This is a genomic window from Thermodesulfobacteriota bacterium (assembly GCA_040758155.1).
In the GTDB taxonomy this organism is placed as follows: domain Bacteria; phylum Desulfobacterota; class Deferrimicrobia; order Deferrimicrobiales; family Deferrimicrobiaceae; genus UBA2219.
The window spans coordinates 1-17,765 of sequence record JBFLWB010000132.1; the positions used below are offsets into that span (position 1 = coordinate 1).

At 64.2% G+C, this 17,765-nt stretch carries 21 protein-coding genes; 12 read left to right on the forward strand and 9 right to left on the reverse strand.

Going from position 1 to position 17,765, the window contains the following annotated elements; all coding sequences use genetic code 11:
- Positions 1 to 48: 48 nt before the first annotated feature.
- Both AB1346_08680 and AB1346_08685 read left to right on the forward strand, forming a co-directional pair.
- Entirely contained in the window at positions 49 to 795 is a 747-nt protein-coding gene (locus AB1346_08680) for an ABC transporter ATP-binding protein (protein ID MEW6720509.1), read from the forward strand.
- Entirely contained in the window at positions 795 to 1,511 is a 717-nt protein-coding gene (locus tag AB1346_08685; GenBank protein MEW6720510.1) for an ABC transporter ATP-binding protein, read from the forward strand. Before AB1346_08680 ends, AB1346_08685 begins: the two co-directional genes overlap by 1 nt.
- Here the strand turns inward: AB1346_08685 and gcvPB are convergent.
- The 5 genes from gcvPB to AB1346_08710 form a co-directional block, all read right to left on the reverse strand.
- Positions 1,508 to 2,944: an aminomethyl-transferring glycine dehydrogenase subunit GcvPB gene (gene gcvPB / locus AB1346_08690; GenBank protein MEW6720511.1), complete on the reverse strand. Its 1,437-nt coding sequence runs from the start codon at positions 2,942 to 2,944 to the stop codon at positions 1,508 to 1,510. The two genes, AB1346_08685 and gcvPB, sit on opposite strands and share 4 nt — an antisense overlap.
- Complete coding sequence (gene gcvPA / locus AB1346_08695) at positions 2,935 to 4,269, reverse strand: aminomethyl-transferring glycine dehydrogenase subunit GcvPA (GenBank protein MEW6720512.1); 1,335 nt, start codon at positions 4,267 to 4,269, stop codon at positions 2,935 to 2,937. Before gcvPA ends, gcvPB begins: the two co-directional genes overlap by 10 nt.
- Before the next feature lies 1 nt (position 4,270).
- Positions 4,271 to 4,645: a glycine cleavage system protein GcvH gene (gene gcvH / locus AB1346_08700; GenBank protein MEW6720513.1), complete on the reverse strand. Its 375-nt coding sequence runs from the start codon at positions 4,643 to 4,645 to the stop codon at positions 4,271 to 4,273.
- Positions 4,646 to 4,685: 40 nt separating this feature from the next.
- The gene (gcvT, locus tag AB1346_08705; protein MEW6720514.1) at positions 4,686 to 5,780 is read right to left on the reverse strand and encodes a glycine cleavage system aminomethyltransferase GcvT; all 1,095 of its coding nucleotides are present in this window, start codon (positions 5,778 to 5,780) and stop codon (positions 4,686 to 4,688) included.
- A 74-nt stretch (positions 5,781 to 5,854) separates the two neighbouring features.
- Entirely contained in the window at positions 5,855 to 6,646 is a 792-nt protein-coding gene (locus AB1346_08710) for an SDR family oxidoreductase (GenBank protein MEW6720515.1), read from the reverse strand.
- Between the two features lie 105 nt (positions 6,647 to 6,751).
- Between AB1346_08710 and AB1346_08715 the strand changes: the two genes are divergently transcribed.
- A complete protein-coding gene (locus AB1346_08715; GenBank protein ID MEW6720516.1) occupies positions 6,752 to 7,222 on the forward strand; it encodes a DUF4149 domain-containing protein in 471 nt (156 codons plus the stop codon).
- A gap of 126 nt (positions 7,223 to 7,348) precedes the next feature.
- The gene (locus AB1346_08720) at positions 7,349 to 7,618 is read left to right on the forward strand and encodes a hypothetical protein (GenBank protein ID MEW6720517.1); all 270 of its coding nucleotides are present in this window, start codon (positions 7,349 to 7,351) and stop codon (positions 7,616 to 7,618) included.
- A 26-nt stretch (positions 7,619 to 7,644) separates the two neighbouring features.
- Here the strand turns inward: AB1346_08720 and AB1346_08725 are convergent, their stop codons facing one another.
- From AB1346_08725 to AB1346_08740, 4 genes are all read right to left on the reverse strand, one after another.
- The gene (locus AB1346_08725; protein MEW6720518.1) at positions 7,645 to 8,592 is read right to left on the reverse strand and encodes an aldo/keto reductase; all 948 of its coding nucleotides are present in this window, start codon (positions 8,590 to 8,592) and stop codon (positions 7,645 to 7,647) included.
- A gap of 70 nt (positions 8,593 to 8,662) precedes the next feature.
- Positions 8,663 to 9,421, reverse strand: a complete 759-nt coding sequence (locus AB1346_08730) for a DUF1499 domain-containing protein (GenBank protein MEW6720519.1) — start codon at positions 9,419 to 9,421, stop codon at positions 8,663 to 8,665.
- A 2-nt stretch (positions 9,422 to 9,423) separates the two neighbouring features.
- The gene (locus AB1346_08735) at positions 9,424 to 10,407 is read right to left on the reverse strand and encodes an aldo/keto reductase (protein MEW6720520.1); all 984 of its coding nucleotides are present in this window, start codon (positions 10,405 to 10,407) and stop codon (positions 9,424 to 9,426) included.
- A 31-nt stretch (positions 10,408 to 10,438) separates the two neighbouring features.
- On the reverse strand, positions 10,439 to 11,338 hold the full coding sequence (locus AB1346_08740; GenBank protein ID MEW6720521.1) for an NAD(P)H-binding protein: 900 nt from the start codon (positions 11,336 to 11,338) through the stop codon (positions 10,439 to 10,441).
- Between the two features lie 274 nt (positions 11,339 to 11,612).
- On the opposite strand from AB1346_08740, the gene AB1346_08745 reads away from it, so the two are divergent.
- The 8 genes from AB1346_08745 to AB1346_08780 form a co-directional block, all read left to right on the forward strand.
- Entirely contained in the window at positions 11,613 to 11,855 is a 243-nt protein-coding gene (locus tag AB1346_08745) for a hypothetical protein (GenBank protein MEW6720522.1), read from the forward strand.
- Between the two features lie 180 nt (positions 11,856 to 12,035).
- Positions 12,036 to 12,737: an ABC transporter ATP-binding protein gene (locus tag AB1346_08750; GenBank protein MEW6720523.1), complete on the forward strand. Its 702-nt coding sequence runs from the start codon at positions 12,036 to 12,038 to the stop codon at positions 12,735 to 12,737.
- Positions 12,734 to 13,972 carry an ABC transporter permease gene (locus AB1346_08755; protein MEW6720524.1) on the forward strand — a complete coding sequence of 413 codons (1,239 nt, stop codon included), beginning with the start codon at positions 12,734 to 12,736 and terminating at the stop codon, positions 13,970 to 13,972. The genes AB1346_08750 and AB1346_08755 overlap by 4 nt, the downstream gene beginning before the upstream one ends.
- 13 nt (positions 13,973 to 13,985) lie before the next feature.
- Positions 13,986 to 14,711, forward strand: a complete 726-nt coding sequence (locus AB1346_08760) for an outer membrane lipoprotein-sorting protein (GenBank protein ID MEW6720525.1) — start codon at positions 13,986 to 13,988, stop codon at positions 14,709 to 14,711.
- A complete protein-coding gene (locus tag AB1346_08765) occupies positions 14,708 to 16,012 on the forward strand; it encodes a hypothetical protein (GenBank protein ID MEW6720526.1) in 1,305 nt (434 codons plus the stop codon). Before AB1346_08760 ends, AB1346_08765 begins: the two co-directional genes overlap by 4 nt.
- Before the next feature lie 89 nt (positions 16,013 to 16,101).
- Complete coding sequence (locus tag AB1346_08770; protein ID MEW6720527.1) at positions 16,102 to 16,776, forward strand: peroxiredoxin; 675 nt, start codon at positions 16,102 to 16,104, stop codon at positions 16,774 to 16,776.
- A gap of 13 nt (positions 16,777 to 16,789) precedes the next feature.
- Entirely contained in the window at positions 16,790 to 17,056 is a 267-nt protein-coding gene (locus AB1346_08775) for a YkoF family thiamine/hydroxymethylpyrimidine-binding protein (GenBank protein MEW6720528.1), read from the forward strand.
- Between the two features lie 406 nt (positions 17,057 to 17,462).
- Positions 17,463 to 17,765, forward strand: a 303-nt coding sequence (locus AB1346_08780) for a hypothetical protein (GenBank protein MEW6720529.1), incomplete at its 3' end; no start/stop codon positions are given.

The window sequence follows — 17,765 nt, forward strand, 5'->3', positions numbered from 1 at the left end:
GCAAACCGGGCGGGGAGGAATGACATGCCGATCCTGCGGGTGAAGGACATGTCGCACGACTTCGGGGGCTTGAGGGCCGTCCGGAACTACAACCTCGAGCTCATGCCCGGGCAGATCCGGGGGCTGATCGGTCCCAACGGCGCCGGCAAGACCACGATCTTCAACCTCATCACCGGAGTCTACAATCCCACGGAAGGAGAGGTCCTGCTCGAGGGAAAGAGGATCAACGGGCTTCCGCCGCACAAGATCGCATCCATGGGGATCAGCCGGACCTTCCAGAACCTGCTGCTGTGGCGGCACATGACCGTCCTCGAGCACGTCAACATGGCGCAGTACGCCAAGATCCGCTACGGCCTGCCCGGGGCGTTCTTCGGCACTCCCGGGCGGAGACGGGAGGAGGCCGAGATCGAGGAGAAGTCGATGGGGCTCCTCGAGATGCTGGGCATTTCCCACCTTGCGGGGCAGGTGGTCCTCAACCTGCCGTACGGCGCGCAGCGCAGGGTCGAGATGGCCCGGGCGCTCGCGACGGATCCCAAGGTCCTCTTCCTGGACGAGCCGACGGCGGGGATGAATCCCGAGGAGCTCGTGCAGATCATGGAGATCGTCCGGAAGGTCCACAGGGAGCTGGGGTTGGCGATCCTGCTGATCGAGCACCGGCTCAAGTTCGTCATGGAGCTGTGCCACAGGATCCAGACGGTGAACTTCGGCGAGCTCATCGCCGAGGGGACGCCCGAGGAGATCCGGAACAACCCGAAGGTGATCGACGCCTACCTCGGCAAGGAGGGCGTCGCCTGATGCTGCTGTCAGTCGAGAACCTGACCGTCTCCTACGGCAATATCGTGGCGCTGCACGGCATCTCCTTCCGGATCGAGGAAGGGGAGGTCGTCTGCATCATCGGCGCCAACGGGGCGGGGAAAAGCACGACACTGAGGGCGATCTCCCGCATGGTTCCCGCGCAGCCGGGGACGCGCATGACCTTCATGGGGAAGGACCTGCTCAAGTACGAGGCCGACAAGGTCGTGAGCGAGCTGGGGATCTCCCACGTGCCCGAGGGGCGGCGCCTGTTCGGCAACCTCACGGTCATGGAAAACCTGCAGCTTGCCACCTTCGCCAGGAAGGACCCCGCGGGGATCGCGGACGACATGGAAAGGGTGTTCGCGATATTCCCGCGGCTTAAGGAACGGGAGAACCAGAAATCCGGGACCATGAGCGGCGGCGAGCAGCAGATGCTGGCAGTCGGGCGCGCCTTCATGAGCGGCAGGAAGATCATGCTCCTGGACGAGCCGTCCATGGGGCTGGCCCCCCTCCTGATGAAGAGCGTGTTCGACTCCATGAAGGAGATCAACCGTAAGGAAGGGACGACCATCCTGGTCGTGGAGCAGAACGCGAGGATGGCGCTCCAGTTCGCGGCGCGCGGCTACGTCCTGGAGAACGGCCGGCTCGTCCTGGAAGGCCGCTCCGAAACACTCCTCGAAGATCCGCAGGTAAAGAAGGCTTATCTAGGCGGCTAAACGCAGACTTTCTGGTCCCGGGCGGCCTTGGTCTCGTCGAGGCGCGAGATCGGGGTCGTCACGGGCGCTTTTTTCAGGACCGCCGGGTCCTTCTCCGCCAGCTCCGCCGCCTCCCGCATCGCGACGACGAAGGCGTCCAACGTCGACTTGCTCTCGGTCTCCGTCGGCTCGATCATGATCGCTTCCTTCACGTTCAGCGGGAAATAGACAGTGGGGGGGTGGAACCCCTTGTCGATCAGGAATTTCGCGATGTCGATCGCATGGACGTCGCGCGGCATCTGGCGGGTGGCCGAGAAGACGCACTCGTGCATGCAGGTCTGGTCGTACGGCAGGTCGTAGAGGTCCTTCAGCCGGCTCATCACGTAGTTGGCGTTCAGCACCGCCAGCTCGCTGGCCTTCGTCAGCCCCTCCCGCCCCAGCATCAGGGCGTAGGCGTACGCCCGGACGACCACCCCGAAGTTCCCGTAGAAGTTGGCGACGCGCCCGATGCTCTTCGGGCCGTCGGTCGAAAGGGAGAACGTGCCGTCCTTGCCCCGGAGGATCCGCGGGTGGGGCAGGAAGGGGATGAGCGCCTCCTTCACCCCCACCGGGCCGGAGCCGGGGCCGCCGCCGCCGTGCGGCGTCCCGAAGGTCTTGTGGAGGTTGACGTGGATCACGTCGAACCCCACGTCGCCCGGCCGCACCTTGCCGAGGATGGCGTTGAGGTTGGCGCCGTCGTAGTAGACGAGCGCTCCCGCCGCGTGCGCCAGGTCGCAGATCTCCCGGATGTGCGGGTTGAACAGCCCCAGTGTGTTGGGGCACGTCATCATCACCGCCGCGACCTCGCCGTTCAGCGCGGCCTTGAAGGCGTCGAGGTCCATGTCGCCGTAGGGGGCGGAGGGGACGGTCACGACCTCGTAGCCGACCATGGCGGCGGACGCAGGGTTGGTGCCGTGGGAAGAGTCGGGGACGATGATGTACCGCTTTTTGGCCCCATGCGCCTTGTGGTAGGCCGCGATCAGCATGATGCCCGTCATCTCGCCCTGCGCGCCGGCCAGCGGCTGGCAGGTGACCGCGTCCATCCCGGTGATCTCCTCGATCTGGCGTTCCATCCCGTAAAGCACCGCTAGCGAACCCTGGGCGAGCGATTCCCCTCCGGGAAGCATCGCGACCATGGGGTGGAACGGGGTGAACAGCTTCGCGGCCTCCTCCATCGCCTTCCCGTTGTACTTCATGGTGCAGGAGCCGAGCGGGTAGAAGGAGGTGTCGACGCCGACGTTGCGGCGCGACAGCCCCGTGAAGTGTCGGACCACATCGAGCTCGGAAAGCTCCGGCAACCCCGCGGCCTCGGCGCGCAGCAGCTCTCCGGGCAGGGGAGTTGCGTCCGGGACGTCGGAAGCGGGAAGGCGGACCCCTGCGCGGCCGGCGACCGATTTCTCGAAGATCAGCTCCATAGCGCCGCCTCCAGCTCCCGCGCGAGCAGGTTGATTTCGCCTTTCGTGCGTTTTTCCGTGACCGTCACCAGCAGGCGGTCCTCCATCCCGGGATAGTAACGGCCCAGCGGCACGCCGGCGGCGATTCCCCGCCGCAGCAGCGCCGCGACCGTCTCGTCCGCCCCCTTGGGGAGACGGACCGTGAATTCATTGAAGGTCGGCGGGCCGGCCGGTACGGAGACACCCCGGACGGCGGCCAGGGCGGCCTTGGCGTATTCCGCCTTGTCCCGGTTGCGCCGCGCGAGCTCCGCGAGGCCGTTCTTTCCCAGCGCCGACAGGAAGATCAGCCCGCGCAGGGCGCAGAGGCTCTGGTTGGTGCAGATGTTCGAGGTCGCCTTGTGCCGCTTGATGTGCTGCTCGCGGGCCTGGATGGTCAGGACGAAGCCGCGCCGCCCTTCCCGGTCGACCGTCTCTCCGACGATCCGGCCGGGGATGTTCCGGATGAGCTCCTTGCGGGCCGCAAGGAAGCCGAAGGATGGGCCGCCGAAGTTGAGGGGATTACCGAGGCTCTGGCCGTCCCCCACGGCGATGTCCGCGCCCATCTCTCCGGGCGACTTCAGGATCCCGAGCGACACCGGGTAGACGGACGCGGCCAGGAGGGCGCCGCATCCGTGCGCCTTTGCCGAGATGTCGGTATAGTCGTCCACGCAGCCGAAGAAGGTAGGGTTCTGGACCAGCACCGCCGCGCACCGGTCGTCCAATTCCGCCGCGAGACGCTTCCGGTCGAGCGTTCCGTCGAGGGTCGGAACCTCCACGACTTCCACCGGGAGGTTTGCGAGGTAGGTCCGGACGATTTCCCGAGAGAAAGGGTTGACCGCGCCGTCCAGGAGGACCCGGCTCCGCCCGGTCACCCGCAGCGCCATCATGGCCGCTTCCGCGAGCGCCGTCCCCCCGTCGTACAGGGAGGCGTTCGTGACCCCGAAGCCGGTCAGCCGGCAGACCGCTGTCTGGTACTCGAAGAGCGCCTGCAGCGTCCCCTGGGAACATTCGGGCTGGTAGGGGGTATAGGCGGTGTAGAACTCCGCGCGTCCGGCGAGGTGGTCCACGGCGGCGGGAACCAGGTGGTCGTAGAAGCCGCCCCCTACGAAGGGGACGATGTGTCCGTTCCTTCCCGCGAGCTCGCGCAGTCCGTCCAGCATCTCAAACTCCGACATCCCCGGCGGGAGGTCGAACGACTTTGCGCGGAGCCCGGTCGGGATCGGGCGGAACAGCTCCTCGATGTCCGCGGCGCCGACGGCGGCCAGCATCTCCCGGATCTCTTCCTTCGTATGCGGCGTGAAGCCCATGTCACAGCCCCTTCCGGTACTCTTCGTACTGTTTCGCGTCCATCAGCTTCGACACCTCCGCGGGATCGGACATCTTCAGGGTGGCCATCCAGGCCGCGTCCTCCGGCGACTCGTTCACGAGCTCGGGGCGGTCGTTCAGAACCCCATTGACGGAGGCCACCGTCCCGGAAACCGGCGCGTAGATGTCGCTGGCCGCCTTGACGGACTCGATGGCGCACAGGACCTCGAACTGCTTCACCGCCTTGCCCGTCGCCGGAAGCTCCACGAAGGTGACGTCCCCCAGGTGCTCGGCCGCGTAGGCGCTGATCCCCACCGTGGCGGTGTTCCCGTCGACCTTCACCCACTCGTGCTCCTTGGTGTAGTACATCGCGGACATGTCGTTTCTCCTGGAAAGGGATGGGGGATCGGGCCGCGATTCAGGCGCGGACCGATCCTCCCTTGTAGAAAGGCAGATCGCAGACCGTCGCGTCCATGGAGACGCCTTCGTGCCGGATCGACAGGACCGACCCCGGAGCGGCGGCGTCGGGGGAGACCCTCCCCAGCCCGATCCCGCAGCCGAGCATGGGAGAGAACCCTCCGCTGGTGACGATGCCGACCTTCCGGCCGTCCCGCAGGATTTCGAAATTGTGCCGCGGCGAGCGGCGGGAGCCCACGCGGAAGGCCGCCCGCACGCGTCCGGGCCCTTCCGCCCGCTGCTTCTGGAGCGCGTTCCGGCCGACGAATTCCTTGTCGAAGTTGACGAACCCTTCCAGCCCGGCTTCCAGCGGGGTGACCGTCTCGTCGAGGTCGTTCCCGTACAGGCTGTAGCCCATCTCGAGCCGGAGCAGGTCGCGCGCGCCCAGTCCCGCCGGCTTGACTCGGGGATCCGCCAGGAGCCTGTCCCAGAGCTCGACCGTCTTGTCCCAGGGGAGGAAGATCTCGTATCCGAGCTCCCCGGTGTAGCCGGTCCGGCTCACGATCGCCGGGGTGCCGAGAACGTCCATCTTCACGAAACGGAAATAGGGGATGGAGGAGACCTCTTTTCCCAGAAGGTCGACGAGGACCTCCCGGGACAGCGGTCCCTGGGGATCGAGCTTGCCGGTGATGGAGGAAATGTCGGTGAACTCCGCGCCCGGCTTGAGGCGGCCGCGGATGACGGAGAAATCGTTGGGAGCGGTCGCGGCGTTGACCACGATCATCGCCTCGTTCCTGCCGAGGCGAAAGACGATCAGGTCGTCGATGATTCCTCCCCGCTCGTTGAGCAGGAGCCCGTAGCGGGAGCGCCCCTCCGGGATGGAGGCGACGGAGAAGGTGAAGACGTCCTCGAGGCCGCCGCCGGCGATGTCGCCCCGATAGAGGAACTCGCCCATGTGGCAGATGTCGAAAAGGGCCGCCTTCTCGCGGCACCACCGGTGCTCGGCGAGGATTCCTCCTTCGTACTGGATCGGCATGTCCCAACCGCCGAAGGGGGCCATGAGGGCCTTGCGGTCCCGATGCCTCCCTGCCAAAGGCGTTTCCTTGAGTGCCTCCAAAGACGCACCTCCCATGGGGGATTACCGGGTTGAGAAAAAACTGTATCCGATTTGCACGCCGATGTAAAACTTCGTCATCGATCCCCGGTTTTATTGCCGGCCGCATGCATCCGGTTGCGCCGTACGGCCAATCCCTTCAGCCAGCGAAGCGGGAAGCGGCGCAGGAAGAACACCATCGCCTTGTACCGCAGGCTCGGGACGCTGACCATGCGCCCGCGGCGGACGTCCTCCAGGCAACGGTCGACGAGCTCCTCCGCGTCCAGCCAGACCCAGCCCGGCAGGTAGGACACGTCGACCCCCGCCCGCTGCTGAAACTCGGTGCGCACGTAACCGGGGCAAAGGACCGTCGCGGCGACGCCGGTCCCGGCGAGCTGCCCCGCCAGCGAGACCGTGAACGTCGTCGCCCACGCCTTGGCGGCGGAGTAGGTGCCCCCGGGCAGGAAGCCGGCGACGGAGGACACGGTGATGACGGTCCCGCTGCGGCGGTCGATCATTCCGGGCACCGCGGCGCGGGTGAGGACGAGGACGGCCCGGACCAGGCAATCGAGCATCCGCTCCTCGTCGGAGATCGGCCCCTGGAGGAAGGGAGCGGCCAGCCCGAAGCCCGCGTTGTTCACGAGGATGTCGACGGGACGGCCCGCGTCGCGCAGCCGGTCGGCCACACGGTCCATCTGCTGTCGGTCGCACAGGTCCGCGCGGAGCGTCTCGACTTCCACACCGTGCCGTTTTCGCAGGTCGGCGGCAACCTCTTCCAGCGACGCGGCGTTCCTCGCCACGAGGACGAGGTCATGTCCGCGCGCCGCGAACCGCTGTGCGAAAACCTTTCCGATCCCGGCCGTCGCACCGGTGACGAGTGCGGTCGTCATATGCAGCGCTCCTTTGCGATCCGGTTTACGGGAACAAATGCACATGGATATTTTAATATGTCGTTGAGCAACGGAACACGGAATCCCCGCTGGCAGGAGACGCCGATGCAGTTCGTCGCAGCCGCACTGTACCGCCTGACCCTCGCCCTGTGGGTCGGAGGGATCGCTTTGTTCACGTTCGTCGTCACGCCGATCCTCTTCCGAACGCAGGGGAGGGACGCGGCCGGGAAGATCGTGGGGACCATCTTTCCGCACTATTTTCGGTACGTGCTGGTCCTCGCCGGGGTCGTGCTTCTCCTGCGGCTTCTCTCGGGGGAGGCGTTTCGCGGATGGCGCCGCGTTGTCGGAACGCTGCTGGCGGCATCCGCCATCTTCCTGGCCGGATACCAGGCGTACAGCCTACTGCCCCGGATGGAAGAGGTGAAGCGCGCGGCGGTCTCCTTTGAGACGGCGGCGCCGGATTCCGCTTCCCGCAAGGAGTTCTCCCGCCTCCACGGGATCTCGATGGTCCTGAACATGATCGTCCTCCTCGAAGGGGCGACGCTTGCGGCGGGGGCCGGTCCGTTCCGCCGTTGAGGTTGCGTCCAGCAGCCGGAAAATCGACTACGTACGCTTAGCAATATGGATGAGAATATATACTGATAATAAGAGAGGTTTGAGGCGCGTCAACCTCCCTGCGAATGCTGCGGAAGGAGGGAAAATATGGACAGATACCACATCGAATCGCCGCACACAGCGGAGGAATGCCTCCGCGCGCTGGACGAGGTCATGGCGAAGGGAGAAGACGTCCTGGCCCGTTACGACTGGGGTTGCATGGCCGGAGACCACACGGGGTATGCCGTCGTGGAAGCTGAAAGCGAGGTGGATGTCCGGAAGACCCTCCCGTTCTTTCTGGCCGGGAAGGCCCGCATCATCAAGCTGAACAAGTTCACCGCGGACGACGTCCGCGAGTTCCACAAGAAATCCGCATAGCTTGATTGCCGGGGGGGCGGAACCCTTCAGGCGCTGGCGTTGTCGAGGAGCTGGATCGAATCCGGATTCAGCTCCAGCCGCATCGCTCCAGTCAGGTCGTGCAGCTGCCCCAGCGTGGTGGCGCTGGCGATCGGCGCCGTGATCCCGGGCCGCGCGATCAGCCAGGCGAGCGCCACGGCAGCCGGTGACGAACGGTGTTCGGAAGCCACCCGGTCCAATGCGTCCAGAATGCGAAAACCCCGCTCGGTCAGGTAGCTCTTGACGAAACCGCCTCGCGCCCTGCCGGCGAGGTCCTTTTCCGACCGGTATTTTCCAGCAAGGAACCCGCTGGCGAGGGAGAAATAGGGGATCACGCCCAGCCCGTTCGCCAGGCAAAGGGGGAGGAGCTCCCGCTCGAATTCCGCGCGGTCGTAAAGGTTGTACCGCGGCTGGAGGCTGCAATACGCGGGGAGCCCGAGCCGCGCGCCCGTTTCCAGCGATTCCGAGAGCCGCTCCGGCGTGTAGTTCGACGCTCCGATCGCCCGGACCTTCCCCTGCCGGATAAGCTGCGAAAACGCCTCCAGCGTTTCCTCCGGAGGCGTCGCGGGATCGTCCTCGTGGGACTGGTAAAGGTCGATGCGGTCCGTCCGCAGCCGCCGGAGCGAGTCCTCCGCGGCGGTGAGGATATAGGATTTCGACAGTCCCGACCTGCCCGGTCCCATCGGCTTTCCCACCTTCGTCGCGACGAGAACCTTCTCCCGGTTGCCGTTTTTTCCCAGCCACCGCCCGAGAATGGTCTCGGATTCCCCGCCGCTGTTCCCCGGGACCCAGTTGGAATACACGTCCGCCGTGTCGACCAGGTTGCCTCCCGCGGCCGTGAACGCATCCAGAAGCCGGAAGGAGGTCGGCTCGTCCGCGGTCCATCCGAACACGTTGCCGCCGAACGCCAGCGGCGCGACTTCCATCCCGGAATTCCCGAGCATGCGTTTCATCATGTGCCGCTCCTCATCGGAACCGGATCACCACGACGACGATCCGCAGCGCGGCGTTGCGCGGCTTCATGGGTCATCCCCCGCTTCCCGCGGTCTTCGCGAACCGTCCGAGAAACGCCCGGATCCGGCGGGCGTTGGCGCCGACGTCGCTGATCCCCACCCGGGAGACCGACCGGATGTCGAGGACGCATCCGCCCTCCGCCGTGGGGGAGATGCGGATGACGACGTCGTCCTTGAAGCCGAACCAGCGCGTGGTGGCCACGGCCTCGATCCGTCCTTCCGCGGGATTTTCCTCCACCACCTCCCATTTCATCCGCTCCGCCGTCACGAGGGCGGCTTCGTATGCCCGGGAAGTGGAGATGCCGGTCTTGAACGGCCGGATGTCGGGATACGCCGCGCGCTGCTTCGCGGCGATTTCGGGGCCGCCGTATTCCGCCGGGTTGGGCGCATCCTTACGCAACGGGAGGATGGCGACGAAGGCCGGCGGATCATCGGTGTCCGTGGTGATGTCGTGGATCCTCGGAACCTGGCCGGCGATCCGGCTCCAGCCGTAGGGCACGCCGAAGGCGGTCGCTCCGAGCGCGATCCCCGCAAGCGCGGCCGCGAAGCCGCGGCGCCCGCTGCCCGGCCGGGTGAAAATCGCCGCAAGGATCGAAGCCGCGGCGCCCGCCGCCCCGAGATACGCCGCCCAGCGGAGGATGTCGAAGCCCTGCCGGAATCCCCACCATCCGGCGCGGTACCCCGGCCCGGCGATCCCGGCGGCAAGCGCAGCCGCGGCGGAAAGGAGGAAGGCGGCGACGGCCGCGATGTGCATGGCGCCACCCGGCTTCATGATCAATCGTGCCCGAGCACGGGATGCGGCCGGTACGGCGCTTCGAGCTCCGCGCGCTCCTCGTCGGTCAGGCGGATATCGAGCGCCTTCACCGCATCCTCTAGGTGCTCCATCCGGCTCGCTCCGACGATCGGCGCGGCCACCCCGGGCCGCCCCAGGATCCAGGCGAGCGCCACCTGCGCCATGGGCGCGCCCCGGCGCTCCGCGACCTCGGCCACCTTTCCGATCACGACGGCATCGTCCGGCCGATAATACAGCTTGTGGGCGAAATCGTCCGTCCGGGCGCGCGATGTATCCCCGAATCCTTCCGCGGGGAGCCGCCGGGAAAGAAGTCCGCGGGCGAGGGGGCTCCAGGGGAGAAGCCCGATCCCTTCCTTCCTGCAAAGCGGGATCATCTCCCGCTCCTCCTCCCGGTAGAGCAGGTTGTAATGGTTCTGCATCGTGACGAAACGGCTGTACCCCTGACGCTCCGCGGCATGGAGCATCCCGGCGAACTGCCAGGCGTACATCGAGGAGGCCCCGACGTACAGCGCCTTCCCGGAGCGCACGACCCCGGTCAGCGCCTCGAGCGTCTCTTCGATGGGAGTGGACGGATCGAACCGGTGGATCTGGTACAGGTCCACGTAATCGGTCCCAAGGCGCCGTAGGGAATCTTCGATGGAATGGCGGATGTGCTTCTTCGACAGGCCGCGCCGATTCGGGTCGTCCCCCATGACGCCGAAGACCTTGGTGGCGATGACCAGTTTGTCCCGTCCCGGCCCGAAATCCTTCAGCGCCCGGCCCAAGATCTCCTCGCTCCTCCCGAGGGAGTACACGTCGGCGGTGTCGAAGAAATTGATCCCCAGTTCCAGGGCCCGACGGATGAAGGGCCTGCTTTCTTCCTCCTCCAGCACCCATTCGCGCCACTTCTTCGCGCCGTAGGTCATGCAGCCGAGGCAGATCCGGGACACCCTGGTCCCCGTGTTCCCGAGGTTCACATACTCCATCGCGGCACTCCTCCTGTCCCCATATTCACGTTCACGCCGCCGCCCGGTACGCCGGGGCGAAGACGGATTCCGCGAAATCTTCGAGGGTCGTCGGGGTCGTGCTTTCGGGGCCCCTTTCCCGGGTCGGACGGATCTTCCCGGCGTTGAAGCCCCGGTACATTTCGAGCATCGCCTCGACGACGCTCCGCGACATCCCCATGCCGGTCATCGCGCGGCGCATATCCTCCTCGGCGGCGGGGATATACTGAAGCGCCGGCGTCCCGATCGATTTTCCGAGGATCCGCGTGACCTCGGACATAGTGTAATCCTTCGGACCGAGGAGGTATCGCACTTCCCGTCCGCTGAAGGAATCCCGAAGGAGCAGGCGGGACGCCTCGGAGGCGATGTCCTCCGTTGCGACCATGGGGATCGGCGCCTCGGGGCGAAGCGCCCCGATATTCACCCCCTGGCTGCGGATGGCGGGGATGCTCCAGAGGTGGTTTTCGTGGAAATAGCCGGGCCTGAGGTGGACCGCGGCGGCAGGGAGCCCGGCCAGCTTTTCCTCCAGATCGTGGAGGCCCAGGATCGGCCCCGTCCCCTCCGGGAGGTGCGCCCCGATGCTGCTCAGCGTGACGACACGGGGGACTTTCGCCTTCGCGAGGGCGGAAACGATCGCATCCGAGACCTTGTTCTGGTACCTCCGCAGGTCGGGGGCGTGGAGTTTGGGCGGGATCAGGACGAACGCTGCGCGCGCTCCGGAAAACGCCGACTCAAGGAACGCGGTGTCTTCGAGGTCTCCCGGGAGTGGATCCGCTCCCCGGGCGGCCAGCGGGCCCAATCGCACCCGTTCCCTTCCGATGACACGGACCGGCTCGCCGGCGGCAAGGAGCGCTTCCACGATCCTGCGGCCCACGTTTCCCGTCGCTCCGCAGACGACGATCGGGGATTTCATGGGGACCCTCCTTTATTTTCCGATTTCCGGTAATTAAGATTCATCGCAAGGGAGGAAGATCCTTTGGATTCGAGGAAAAAGCCGCCGGTCCCGGCCGTGGAAGGGGAAACGGTCCGGAGGCGGATCCTCTCCCTGCTCGAGGAGGGGCCCCGCACGGTGCCCCGTCTGCCGGGGGGAGTTCATCTCCGCGCCGTCCTTTCGCGTGGTAAACTGAACGTCAGTGGAATATAATTCACATTTTCAATAGAATTTACATGCGCCGGGAGGTGAGGAAATGGTTGTCGAACGGATGAAAAGGTCCCAGGTCACCGAGGTGACCGTCGGAAGCCAGCATAACTCGGAAGATATCGAGACCATCATCAACGAGGACCGCTGGCCCAAGGTGGAATGCAAGGTATGCGGCGAGTCCCATTCATGCGCGATCATGAAGGTCGTCGACACCCTGCAGGGCGGGGAGTTCAAGTTCGTGGAGCCGGCATGCCCGAACCGGCCCGGGGCGGAGAAGCCGGCCGAATAACCGCTCCGAGCAAGTCCGACTGCCCTAATCGCCAATCGCCGCGTTTTGCATCTCCCTGTTCGCGGCAACCCTTTGGAATATCCATAATTTTTCCACGATTGAGACACTATTCCTCCTCATTCCACTGCTACCGTTTCGTCAACGGGAGAAAAATGGAGCTCAGGGTGTAAAGGAGGAAGCATGGGCCTGATCGTGGCAACAGACATCACGAAAGATTACCAGGCGGGAGACGTCACCGTCAGGGCGCTGAAAGGGTTGAGCTTCAAGATCGATCCGGGCTCTTTCGTTTCCTTCGTCGGTCCGTCCGGGAGCGGGAAAACCACCCTGCTCAACCTCATCGGCTGCCTCGACAAGCCGAGCGGCGGGCTGCTGGAAGTGGCCGGCATCGACGTTTCCGCCCTCGACCGGCGCAATGGAGCGGCGTTCCGTGGGGACAAGATCGGATTCATCTTCCAGGACTTCAACCTCATCCCGGTGCTCACCGTCTACGAGAACATCGAATATCCGCTGCTCATGGTGCAGGACGTTCCGGCGCCCGAGCGTTCCGATCGGGTCCTCGCGCTGCTCGAGGCCGTCGGGATGCTAGAGCAGATGCACAAGTTCCCCGACCAGATATCCGGGGGGCAGAAGCAGCGGGTGGCGGTTGCCCGGGCGCTGGTCACCAAGCCCGAGCTGGTGCTTGCCGACGAGCCCACGGCGAACCTGGACCACGCGACCGCCTACCAGGTGATCGAGCTGATGAAGAAGATGCGAGACACGTTCAAGACGACCTTCATCTTCTCGACCCACGACCCGAAGATCGTCGGCGAGGCGGAAATCGTCCATACCCTGGAAGACGGCATGCTGGCCGGCACCAGGACCGTGGCGGGAGGGGGAAAATGAGCAAGCTCCTGAAGATCGCCGTCCGGAACCTGCTGCGGTACAAGAGGCGCACCCTGCTCACGACCTCCCTTGTCATGCTCGGGGTCGTATTCGTTCTGGTGTTCGTCTCCCTCTCGGGTTCCTTCAAGGCCATGATGGTCGCCCAGATCACCGATTCGATGATCGGCCATCTGCAGCTCCACCGGAAAGGGTACGTGGCCTCCATCGACACCCTTCCCCAGAATCTCAACATGAAGGCCGGCGCGATCAGGCGGCTGGAGAAGGCGCTGGGCGAACAGCCCGAAATCGAGGCGTATTCCCCGCGGATCAAGTTCGGCGGCATGTTCAGCAACTTCGCGGAAACGACCAATATCCGGCTGAACGGCATCGATCCGGAGAGGGAATTCGCGACCGTTCCCCTTTTGTCCGGAAGAGTGCTGGAAGGGAAGGACACCATCGGGCGGGGAGAGATCTGGATCCCGGAGCTGCTGGCCAGGGGAATGAAGGTGAAGATAGGGGATACCGTGGTCATCATCGCCACCAATCAGAACGGCTCGGTGAACGGGAAACAATTCCTGGTGGCCGGCGTGCTGGGCAGCGCGACGGGTCCGGGCGGGCGCGACGGCTATATCCATATAGAGGATGCGGCGGAGGTGCTGCGGATGGAGGAGCCGGAGATCAGCGAGGTGGCCGTCCGGATCCGGGACTTCGACCGTCTCGGCGCCGTAAGCAGGCGATTGACCGCCCTCCTCGAAAAGGAGGTCAACCCGATGGGGAAGCCGATCTTCGAGGTCCATACCTGGGAGAAGCTGTCGCCCTTCTACAACATCGCGCGGATGATCGACCTCCTGACCCTGTTCATGAAGGTCATGCTCATCGCCATCGTGCTGGTGGCCATAATGAACGTGATGATCATGGCGGTGTACGAACGGATCCGGGAGATCGGCACCATCGCGGCCATCGGAACGCGGCCCGGAAGGATCCTGTCGCTGTTTCTCCTCGAGGGTTTGAGTCTCGGAGTCGGGGGCGCGCACCTCCGCCAACACGTCGGCGCCGCCGTCATTTTCGTTCTCAACATGTCCAACATCACCTACGACTTCGGGCAACAGAAGGATCTTCTCCTGCAGGCGAGCATCCGTCCGGCGGATGTCTTCGCATTGTCGGCCATCGTGATCGTCATTTCGGCGGTCGCGAGCCTCCAGCCCGCGTTCAAGGCGTCGCGGATGGAACCGATCAAGGCGTTGAAACATGTGTAGGAGGAGGCCGATGATGAAAATGCTGATCGCGCTGATCGCCCTGCTTGCCGCTGTCCCGGCCTACGCGGCAGACGGAGCGGCGCTTCTCAGGCAGGTGGACCGGAACCTGAACCCGGAATCGTACGAGTCGTACCGGAAACTCATAAATATCGAGCCCGACGGAAGGAAGAAGGAATACACCCTGTTCACCGTCAAGAAGGGGGTGGACAAGGTCGCCTCCCTCTTCATCGCCCCCGCCAGCGAGAAGGGCAGGAGCACCCTCCGGCTGGACGAAAACATGTGGCTCTACATCCCCAACGTCGGGAAGCCGGTCCGGATCACGAGCCTGCAGTCCGTGGTCGGCGGCGTCTTCAACAACGCGGACATCCTTCAGCTCGACTACACGGCCGAGTATACGGTGGAAAAAGTGGAGGAGCAGGGAAACGAGTACCTTCTCCACCTCAAGGCGAAGACCAAGGCCGTTGCGTACGACCGGCTCAGGCTGTGGGCGGACAAGGCGAAGAAGCTGCCGACGAGGATCGAATGCCTCACCGAGGCGAACATGCTTATAAAGACCTTGTATTTCAAGGAGATCAAGGACTTCGGCGGCGGGGTCGTCCGGCCCGCCGTGATGGAGACCGACAGCCCGCTGTTCAAGGGATATAAATCCGTGATGATCTTCGCGAAGGTCAAGGCGCGGGATTTCAAGGACGAAGTGTTTACCCTTACCTTCATGCCGAACATCGAATCGCTTAGATGAGGGCGGTCCGCCGCATCCTTTTCGTATCCCTCTGGCTGCTTTGCGGCGTATCGCCGACCGCTTTCGCGGAAGAGTACACGTTCGACGAATCGGAGATCGAGAAGAAGCCGTACCACATCGGCGGCTATGCCGAGCTGCGCCCGGTGCTTTTCGGACTCGACCGGGACGCCTCTCTCTACAAGCTGAGGTTCTACAACCGCGACGAGGGCGCCGTCCTGGAGGAGTACAACGCAGCGCTCCAGCTGGAGGGCTCCCTTGAAGCGGGGATCGCCCGCCTGTTTGTCCGTACGAACACGGATTATCTGAATTCCTGGCAAGGGAGCCATCTGGCGACGACCCTCTACGAGGGCTTCCTGTCGGTCAAGCCCTCGTCGTCCCTGACGATCGATCTCGGGAAGAAGACGCTCAAGTGGGGGAAGGGGTACGCGTGGAACCCCGCGGCCTTCGTGGACCGGCCCAAGGACCCGGACGACCCGGAGCAGAACCTGGAAGGGTTCATCGTCGCTTCGGCGGATTACATCAAGAGCTTTCAGGGGCCGCTGAAGACCGTTTCCTTCACCCCGGTGCTCGTGCCCGCATTCGACGGCGTGAACGAGGACTTCGGAAAAACCGGGCATATGAACTTTGCCGCGAAGCTTTACCTCCTTTTGTACGACACGGATATCGATTTCATGGCGCTTGGAGGGGGAAGCCGTCCGAAGCGGTATGGGGCGGATTTCTCGCGCAACCTCCGGACGAATTTCGAGATCCACGGGGAATTCGCCTTTCTGAAGGACAACGGGAGAAGAACCCTGCGCAGCAGCGGAGAAGTGGTCGAAACGGAAAATGATACCGCGAGCTACCTCGCCGGGATGCGGTACCTTACGGAGGCGGACACGACGTACATCCTGGAGTATTACCGCAACGGGACCGGGTTCACCGGAAACGAAATGACCGATTACTTCGCGTTCATCGACAACGCGTACAACGCGTTCGTTTCCTCCGGAAACGATCTTCTTCTGCAGAGAGCGGCGAACGTCACGCCAGGGAACTACGGGCGGCCGAATCCCATGAAGAACTACCTGTATCTACGAGTCAGCCGGAAGGAGCCGTTCGATATCCTCTATTTCACCCCTTCGGTGACCTGGATCTTCAACACGAACGACAGGAGCTTCTCCCTTTCTCCGGAAATCCAGTACACCGGGGTGAAGAACCTCGATCTGCGGCTGAGAGCGTCCGTCCTGGCGAGAGACCGTTTCAGCGAGTTCGGGGAAAAGCAGAACGACTGGAGGGCGGAAATCCGGGCGAGGTATTACTTTTAAACGCGGACAGCCCGGGCATCGCATCTGGTATAAAAAATATATATAGATGCACGGAAACCGGCCATTCCATCGAAAGGGGGAACACCCGGATGGAACAGCAGCACAGACTTCCGTTGATCGGCGAAAAGGCGCCGTCCTTCGCGGCGGAAAGCACCCAGGGGCCCATTGCCTTCCCGGCGGACTTCAAGGGCAAGTGGGTCGTCTTCTTCTCCCACCCGGCCGACTTCACGCCGGTCTGCACCACGGAATTCATGACCTTCGCCGCCCTGCAGCCGAAGTTCGAGAAGCTCAACTGCAAGCTGGTCGGCCTGTCCATCGACAGCAACTACAGCCACATCGCATGGCTGAGGACCATCAAGGAGAAGATCGAGTTCCAGGGGATGAAGGGCGTCGAGGTGACGTTCCCGGTGGTCAGCGACCTGTCGATGGAGGTCGCCAGGCTGTACGGGATGCTGCAGCCGGCGGCCAGCACCACGCAGGCCGTCCGCGCGGTCTTCATCATCGATCCCGCGGGCATCGTCCGGGCGATCCTGTATTACCCGATGACCAACGGCCGCAACATGGACGAGATCCTGCGCCTGCTGACGGCCATGCAGACCTCCGACAAGCACCAGGTGGCGACGCCCGCGAACTGGAAGCCCGGGGAAGATGTGATCGTTCCTCCGCCGGGATCCTGCGGCAGCGCCAAGGACCGTGTCGAAGCGCCGGCGGCCGGCACCAGGGTGCTCGACTGGTTCATGGTCCTGAAGAAATGTCCGGAGTGAGGGAGGAGGCGCCATGTACGGCATCACGGCGCAGGTGAGCCTTTATCCGCTGGGAAAAGAGGATCTCGGTCCCGCGATTCACGCGGCGATCGGCGAGATCGGGCGGCACGGGATCGAGTACAAGACGGGGGAGATGAGCACGGTCCTGTGGGGCGACGACGAGAAGGTCTTCCCGGCGCTGCTCGGCGCGTTCCGCGAGGCGGCGTCCCGCGGGCAGGCCGTCATGACGATCACGGTTTCGAACGCCTGCCCGTGGCCCGGCGGGGGAGGGAAGCGGTAGGGGGGATATGGACCAAAGGAACCGTTTTTGAGATAATCTGCTCCGACGCCGTCAGGAAACAGGCAACCGATCCGCCGCCTGAACCCGGTACAGGATAAGATGGCGACCCTTCCATTCGATCGTAGCGCAACCCCGGGTAAATAGCACATAGCGCCGTACCGGACGGACTGTTTTCAGCAACTTATATCGTGGTCACGAGAGGGGTACGCAAGTGCCTGATTTCGTTACCGATGGTGCCGCCGACTGCGCCCGATTCCGGCGGATTCCGCGCGAGACGAGGTGAAGATGATAACGCTATCGTAAAGCGAACAGGAAGGGGGGATGCGTACCGCAGCGACAGGTCCGGGAAAAGTGCTGGAGGAATATCGGTCCGAACCCTTTGGGCTGAAAAGGGGGGAAAGCCGCCATGTTCGGAAAGCGCATCGGGATGCCACATCTTGCATTGGTGGCGTTGGTTGTCGGGTTGCTCATCGGGATTTCCACTGTCGCGTACGCCGAAGCCCCCGAGGAAGCGTGGAACTTCCAATTCCTGGGTGCCGTAGACGTGGCAGACGACGGGACACCCGCCAAATCCAGGGCGTATTCGAAGATCGCCCCCTGGCCGGATACCGACGGGTCCTTTTTCAACACGGGATGCTACGAGAACGGCCTGGACAAGATCGGCTGCTTCCGGGTAGTCGATGTCAAGGATCCCAGGAATCCGAAACGC